This is a genomic window from Thalassospira alkalitolerans (genome assembly GCF_002115745.1).
In the GTDB taxonomy this organism is placed as follows: domain Bacteria; phylum Pseudomonadota; class Alphaproteobacteria; order Rhodospirillales; family Thalassospiraceae; genus Thalassospira; species Thalassospira alkalitolerans.
In genome coordinates this window covers 1-5,983 of record NZ_JFKB01000039.1, presented here as the reverse complement: position 1 = coordinate 5,983, position 5,983 = coordinate 1, and the positions used below count along the sequence as shown (strand labels likewise).

Sequence of the window (5,983 nt, the reverse complement as noted above, 5' to 3'; positions counted from 1 at the left end):
ATCGGATTTGCACGGGCTACTTTGTCGCAATACCTTGAAAGATAAATATCTTCCTGCGGTTTTGCTTCGCGTATCCGCACAAATCTGATTGACCATTTCAAACAAATTAATGGGTCCTGACCCTAATGATTCGGATTAATATTGGCCCCCGGTCAAAAGATTATAAGGTGTGCCGCCATAATTATCTCCTTGCTGAAATCCGCACCCTCGGCCCACGATCAGCACTCTTTGTCGGTATCCCCATTTCCGCGCCGATTCCAGATGGATTTTCCCCCGGCCCTTGCAAACCGGGCATAATTTCGCTTGACGGGATGTTATGATATAACATAACACATGATAACCAACTCAAACGCCCCTCCCCCTCGCACACCGGATTGAATGATGCTCAAATCACCCTCACTGTTTCGCCGTCTTCTTTTGGCTTCTGCTTTGTTTGGCCTGCCTGCGTCGGCCTATGCCGCCGATGCCCCATCGGTTGTGGTTTCAATCAAGCCGATCCACGGCATTGCCAGCGCCATCATGAAAGATGTTGGCACGCCAACATTGCTGATTGATGGTGCCGCATCGCCGCATGCCTATTCGCTACGGCCAAGCGAAGCCCGCGCCCTTCAGGACGCCGATCTGGTGATCTATGTGTCACATGCGCTTGAGGGTTTTCTTGAAAAGCCGCTGGAAAGCCTTTCGGGCAATGCCCATCAATTGGAACTGGTCGATATTTCCGGTCTTGCCCTGCGTCATATGCGCGAAGGCGGTGCATGGGAAGCCCACAGCCATGACCATGGAGGCCACGATGACGATGACCATGATCATGCTGACGATCATGACCATGATCACGACCATGACGACGCGGATCACGACGCGCATCATGACGATGATGACCACGATCATGCCACTGCCGCACATGATGATCACGATGAACATGATGCGCATGAGCATGAAGAACATGAACACGAAGATGGCATCGATCCCCATATCTGGCTGGATCCCGCCAATGGTGCGTCCATTGCCAAAGCGATTGCCGACGAACTGGGCGAAATTGACCCCGATCATCGGGCGACCTATCAAGAAAATTTGAAAAAGTTACTTGCCAGCCTTGCAGCACTTGGGAATGATCTGGATAACCAGCTTGCACCGGTCCGCAATAAATCCTTTGTCGTGTTTCATGATGCCTATCAATATCTCGAAGCAGGATTTGATCTGAATGCGGTCGGTTCGATCACGGTTTCCCCGGAACAAAAGCCCGGAGCCCGGCGCCTGCATGAAATCGAAGATAAAATCCGCGAAAGCGGCGCTGTTTGCGTCTTTGCCGAGCCGCAATTCCGCCCGGCAATTGTCGAGGCCGTGGTCGCTGATACCGGCGCCCATATCGGAACTCTTGATCCGTTGGGCGCTGACATTGATGCAGGCCCGGATGCCTATCAGGAAATCCTTAAACAGAATGTCGCGGCCTTGGCAGATTGCCTTTCGGGTTCGTAATCTTTGTGCCGGTATGCTTGTGACCGCCCTTTGGGCGGGATCGGGCATGCCGGCCTTTGCCCATCCCCATGTCTGGATCGATGCCGATGCCCAGATGGTCTTTGAAAACGACAAAATCACCGCAATCACGATCCATTGGCTGTTTGACGATCTTTTCAGCATGACCCTGATTGACGAGTTTGATGAAAACCACGATCTGCGCTTTTTCGATCAGGAAAACACCGCCGTTCATGACAATGCCTTTGTCGCCCTTGCCGATGTTTCCTGGCTAACCCATTTGCGGACCAACGAAAAACTGGTCTCGTTTAAGGGGGCCAAGGATTTCAAGGCTGATATTACCGATGATCGCCGGGTCAGCTATGATTTCACCCTGATGCTTAATGAACCGCTTGATCCGACCAAGGATAACATCGCGTTATCGGTCTATGATGCGGAATTCTATATTGATGTTGCCTTCACAGAAGTCGATCCGATCCTGTTTCGCGGCAACACCAAAACCAAGTGCCATTACGAAATGAGCGAAGATGACAAGAACCGCATCTATTTCGATCTGGTTTCGCCAATCCGTGCCGACCTTGTTTGCCAGCACGACCTGGCGAATGCCGGTTCTGATCATGGCCTTGCTGGCGACGATCTTCTTTCTGTCCAATAATCCGGCACTGGCGCAATCAGGCAATCTTCTGGGGCGCGGCGTGACGGCTGACACCCCGGCAGATACCGAAAACCCCGGCACAGATGAGCGCGCAAACAACCTGATCACCCTGCCCGACTGGTTATCCGATATCGTTGGTCAGCTCGTCATCATCCAGACAAAGCTGAACCGTCAGATGACCGCGACGCTGCGCAGTGCCAAAACCGGCGATGCATGGTGGCCGGGATTGACGATCATTGCGCTGTCCTTTGCCTATGGCGTATTTCACGCCGCAGGCCCCGGCCATGGCAAGATGGTCACCACCACCTATTTCCTGTCACGTGATGCCGGATGGAAACAGGGTGTTGCCATGGGCAGCCTGATCGCAGGCGTTCAGGCGACCACCGCCATTGTCCTTGTCGGGTCTTTGACGCTGATCCTTAACCTTGGCCCGGCGGCGATCACCCAGAACGGGTTGATCCTTGAAGCCATATCCTATGCCCTGATTGCCGGATTGGGGATGGTGATGTGCCTTCGTATTTTGCAGGGCCGCGATGATTGTTGTGATCATGGCGGACATGATCATGATCACTCTCACAACCATGATCACCACGACCACAGCCCCGAACAGCCCCATGACCATCACCATGACCACCATCACCATGACGATGCCCCGTCACACGAACAGGATGCCGCCCGAAAAAGCCGCTGGCAAATGATTGCCGGGGGCATCGTTGTCGGCCTGCGGCCCTGTACCGGGTCGATCCTTGTTCTGTTATTTACGCTGGCCAATGGGTTATTCCTGATTGGCATTGCATCGGCCTTTGCCATGGCGGCCGGTGTGGCATTGACCATTAGCCTGATCGGTCTTGCCGCAATTGGCATTCGCACCGGCACTCAACATATGTTCAGCCTGTCGGAAACCACATCGGGTTTGCTTCGGCGCGGGGTCGGATTGGGCGGTGCGGGATTGATCACATTGTTTGGTGTGATGTTGTTGTTATCATCAGCCCGTCAACTAGGCTGGTTGTAACCCGCCGCAAACCGGCATATATCGGACCGCATTATAAGTCGTGCTTGTATTCCGGGTTGATGTTCCGGGTTGCCTGAATCAGCGCATCCATCACCATCCGCACGGCTGGCGACCGCCGGATATCGGGGTGGACAACCATCCAGACCGGTTTGCTGATATCGCAATCCTCATCACTGACAATCAGTTCAAGGCGGCGGTCCTCGTCGCCGATATAGCGCGGCAAGATGCCAAGCCCATATCCCGCTGCAATAAAGGATCGCACGGTTTCCGTATCATCGGCGCGCACCCGAACAGGCAATTCACGGTCCAGTTTTTGCCAGACCCAATTCTGTTGCTTTTCCCCGACAGAGCTTCGCTCGTCACCGCAAAATTCCCAGTCTTTGGCCGGTGTAACATCGCAATATCCCCTGATCGCATAGATGCCCAAACGCAGAGTGGTCAATTTACGCACCACCAACCCGTTCTGATCCGGCTGCACCATCCGCACCGCCACATCGGCTTCGCGGCGCGCCAGATTGGCCACCACACTGGACCCCAGTATTTCATATTGCAGATGTTTCTGGTCTTTCAGAACCTCGGCCAAATGCGGGGCAAACAACAGCCGCCCCGCCGCAGGCGGCACCGCAATCCGCACCACACCATAGGCGGTTTCATCGCCATGCGCCTGTCGTTCAAAGGCTAGAACATCGTCTTCGATCTTGGCGGCAACCGGCACAAGGTTTGATCCGGCCTCGGTCAGGGACCAACCGGTCGCCAACCGATCAAACAACCGCGATCCAAGATCCTGTTCCAAAGCCTCAATCCGGCGCGCAACCGTGGTGTGATCCTTTTTAAGGCGGCGGGCGGCACCCGATAACGTGCCTTCGGCGGCCAGCACGACGAAATACCGCAAATCATTCCAGTTCATGATGCCTGCCTTACCTTATCCTGACTTGCCCAACCTGCGCAAATTTGCACAAGTATATCGCATTTTATCCATATTACGTAATTTTTATGCGCATGAGAAAGTCCGTTCACAGACAAAAACCACCCTTGATCAAGGAGACCGGATGATGAGAGGACATATCAGCATCACACACACCACCGCCTGCCAAAACGGCATCCAACAGGCACTTGGTTCAAAATCAGCCCGCACCGGAAATCTGTTGATGGCAGCCTTTGGTCGCCTGATCGCGGCCTATAAACACCATCAAAGCCGCCGGGCCATTTTGCGGCTGAACGATTCTCAGCTGCGCGATATCGGACTGGAACGGTCGTTTGATGGCAGCATATGTGAAAGAAACTAACCCCGAGATCAAAGCGGCCACCCGATACAAAGGCCTGTGACCCTGAGTTTCAAGGTCTTTACAATCGACCGGCAATCGACACGCTTTGATATGTGCCTCCCTCAGGCCGCAAAAGAGATCCCCTTTTGGGGGTCTCTTTTTGTTTGAAAGATCACACCTGAAATTCGTCAGAAATACTATCGGCCGCCTTGATCAGGGCATCCATGACCAGACGCACACCGGGGGATCGGCGCATATCGGGGTGAACCACCATCCATGCCGTTTCACGGCTTTCGCCCGTGGTATCCGCCCGGATTAAATCAAGACGGCTGTCACCATCGGCCAGATAGCGCGGCAAAACACCCACCCCGTGCCCGGCGGCAATGAACTGACGGACGGATTCCGTATCATCGGCCCGAAAACGACAGGGCAATTCGCGGCCCATCAGTTTACGCACCCAGTCCTTTTTCGACGCCCCGTAAGTGGTATCTTCGTAACCACAAAATTCCCAGTCTTCTTCGCGAACCCGATCAACATATCCCGACGCAGCATAAAGCCCGACGCCCAGTTCGACCAATTTTCGGGTAATCAGCCCCGGTTCATGCGGTGCGATCATGCGCACGGCAATGTCGGCTTCGCGCCGGGCCAGATTGACAACATTGGACGCACCGATGACTTCGAATTCAAGCCCCTTATGCGCGGTCAAAAGCTGTGCCAGACGCGGTGCAAACAACACCCGGCCCGCTACGGGTGGCACAGAAATCCGCACCACACCATGGGCGGCTTCATCCCCCTTGGCCAAACGTTCAAAACTAAGGGCTTCTTCTTCGACCCGTTCGGCCACAGGTACAAGGTTTTGCCCGGCAAGGGTTAATTGCCAACCGCGCGGCAACCGATCAAACAGCTTGGTCCCCAACGCATCTTCCAATGCCTCTATCCGGCGCGCGACGGTTGTATGCTCCTTGCGCAGGCGCCGTGCCGCCCCAGAAAGGCTGCCTTCTTCAGCAAGGATCAGGAAATAACGCAGGTCGTTCCAGTTCATTTGATCAGGTCCTTTTTTGATCCGATCATTTTTGCACATTAACTATGCAAAACAACCAAATTCCCGTTTTATTTTGCATATGAGAGGATCACGGCATCAAAGGATAGACACACCCGATCATCAGGAGGCCGTTATGGCACATCACGTCGCACAGCATCATGTTCCGCACCACGCCGCCCCGTTTGATATCGCACCCGATCCGACGGCCAACCGTTTGCCATTTGGCAACCTGATCAGCAAGATCACCCATTATTCGGTTGAAGCCCGCAAACGCAAAAACCACCGTGAAGTTCTGGCGACGCTAAATGATGAACAACTGCTTGATATCGGGCTTGAACGCAAATTTGACGGCCATCGCTGGTATGTCACGCGCATTACCAAAATGTAGGCCATCACGCCCCCATTCGCACCACCAAGAAAACGCTAAAAGAGCTCCGTTATCGGGGCTCTTTTGCATTAGGGGCTGTGGCATATCTATTTAGGGTCAGGACCGGGAGTCAGAACTCTAGGTGTTGTTTACATTCATTGACAACATT

General features: G+C 53.9%; 7 protein-coding genes. 5 read left to right on the top strand and 2 right to left on the bottom strand.

Going from position 1 to position 5,983, the window contains the following annotated elements; all coding sequences use genetic code 11:
• Positions 1-381: 381 nt before the first annotated feature.
• Genes TALK_RS21735 through TALK_RS21725 form a run of 3 tightly spaced genes read left to right on the top strand, consistent with a single transcriptional unit; the run spans position 382 to position 3,140 of the window.
• A complete protein-coding gene (locus TALK_RS21735) occupies positions 382-1,476 on the top strand; it encodes a zinc ABC transporter substrate-binding protein (protein ID WP_139833912.1) in 1,095 nt (364 codons plus the stop codon).
• Positions 1,439-2,128, top strand: a complete 690-nt coding sequence (locus TALK_RS21730; protein WP_245830077.1) for a DUF1007 family protein — start codon at positions 1,439-1,441, stop codon at positions 2,126-2,128. The genes TALK_RS21735 and TALK_RS21730 overlap by 38 nt, the downstream gene beginning before the upstream one ends.
• A complete protein-coding gene (locus TALK_RS21725) occupies positions 2,076-3,140 on the top strand; it encodes a nickel/cobalt transporter (RefSeq protein ID WP_245830078.1) in 1,065 nt (354 codons plus the stop codon). The genes TALK_RS21730 and TALK_RS21725 overlap by 53 nt, the downstream gene beginning before the upstream one ends.
• Before the next feature lie 31 nt (positions 3,141-3,171).
• On the opposite strand, the gene TALK_RS21720 is transcribed toward TALK_RS21725, so the two are convergent.
• Positions 3,172-4,047, bottom strand: coding sequence for a LysR family transcriptional regulator (locus tag TALK_RS21720; RefSeq protein WP_085621259.1), 876 nt, complete (start codon positions 4,045-4,047; stop codon positions 3,172-3,174).
• Between TALK_RS21720 and TALK_RS22230 the strand changes: the two genes are divergently transcribed.
• Entirely contained in the window at positions 4,046-4,426 is a 381-nt protein-coding gene (locus TALK_RS22230; protein WP_085621258.1) for a DUF1127 domain-containing protein, read from the top strand. The two genes, TALK_RS21720 and TALK_RS22230, sit on opposite strands and share 2 nt — an antisense overlap.
• Before the next feature lie 151 nt (positions 4,427-4,577).
• Here the strand turns inward: TALK_RS22230 and TALK_RS21710 are convergent, their stop codons facing one another.
• A complete protein-coding gene (locus tag TALK_RS21710; protein WP_085621262.1) occupies positions 4,578-5,447 on the bottom strand; it encodes a LysR family transcriptional regulator in 870 nt (289 codons plus the stop codon).
• 133 nt (positions 5,448-5,580) lie between these two features.
• Between TALK_RS21710 and TALK_RS21705 the strand changes: the two genes are divergently transcribed.
• Positions 5,581-5,835 (top strand): hypothetical protein, encoded by a 255-nt coding sequence (locus tag TALK_RS21705; RefSeq protein ID WP_085621257.1) that lies wholly within the window; start codon positions 5,581-5,583, stop codon positions 5,833-5,835.
• Positions 5,836-5,983 lie beyond the last annotated feature (148 nt).